This window comes from Frankia sp. CoWAU3 (assembly GCF_977971855.1).
On sequence record NZ_CDWWXB010000288.1, the window covers coordinates 2,535 to 3,752 of the forward strand.

The 1,218-nt window shown below is 70.8% G+C and carries 1 protein-coding gene; it reads left to right on the plus strand.

Annotated features, from left to right (window positions below; all coding sequences use genetic code 11):
* Positions 1 to 317 precede the first annotated feature (317 nt).
* Positions 318 to 1,218, plus strand: a 901-nt coding sequence (locus AC08ON_RS17275; RefSeq protein ID WP_476617356.1) for a glycosyltransferase family 39 protein, incomplete at its 3' end; no start/stop codon positions are given.

Below are 1,218 nucleotides of genomic sequence, written 5' to 3' on the forward strand. Positions count from 1 at the left end.
GCCACCCGGCGGTGGCGCCCACCGGAGGCGAGCGGGAAGGTGTCGGCGTCGTTGCTGGTCAGCCTCGTTCCCTCCTCGTCGCCGGGGGTTGCGTCAGCTGCGACCTCGCCAGGACATACGACAGGCAAGGCTAATCGCAGCGGCGTGGAAGGACGTACGCGCGGTGTGCTCGCCGCTGTCGCGGCGGACGCGGTGTCGAGCCGTTATCGGGACATTGGTACCTTCCGCGCGTGTCTGAGACCACGGCGGGGTTCCCCCGGATGGTGGCCCCGGCGCCGGCGGTGTCCACGGGCCAACCCACGTTGGGATTCCCCGTGATGTCGGGGTTCTCCGCGATGCTGGGGCGGGCGCGGCCCGGGCGCTGGCACCTGTGGCTGGCCGCGATCGGGCTGCTCGGTCTCGCCGTCCGCCTGTTCTACCTGTTCCACTGGCTGCATCCGGCGGTCGTGCAGGGGGACCCGTACTACTACCACGAGGCGGCGAACCTCTTCGCCGACGGCCGGGGCTGGCCCGATCCCTACGAACTCGCCCTGTCCGGCCGCTACGTCCCCGACGCCCAGCACCCCCCACTGACCAGCGGGCTGCTGGCCGTGCCGTCGGTGCTCGGATTCACCAGCTTCCTGTCCCACCAGCTGTTCTCGTGTCTGCTCGGCGTGCTGTCGATCGTGCTCGTCGCCCTCGCCGGGCGGCGGATCGCCGGCCCCGTGACCGGACTGGTGGCGGCCGGGATCGCCGCTGTCTATCCGGGCATGTGGCTCAACGACCCGCTGTTGATGTCGGAGACGACCGGGATCCTCACCTGCGCGTGGAGCATCCTTGCCGCCTACCGGTTCCGAGACCGGCGGACAGTCGCCGACGCCGCCTGGCTCGGAGTGGCTCTCGCTGCGGTGATGCTCGCGCGAGCGGAACTGGCGCTGCTCGCCGTGGTGCTGGTGGTGCCACTCGTCGCCACGGCCCGTGAACTCGCCTGGCGGCGCCGGATCGCCCTGGTGGCTGTCGCGGCGGCGGTGAGTGCGCTCACGATCGCGCCCTGGACCATCTACAACCTGTCCCGGTTCAGCGAGCCGGAGTACCTGTCCACCGGGCTCGGCTCCACCCTGGCGGTCACCCACTGCCCGGCCAGCTACTCCGGTCGGTACGTCGGCTGGTGGTCGTTCGACTGCATCCTGGCGTTGCCACCCTCGCCCCAGGAACGCTCCGAACGGGATGTGTTCTACC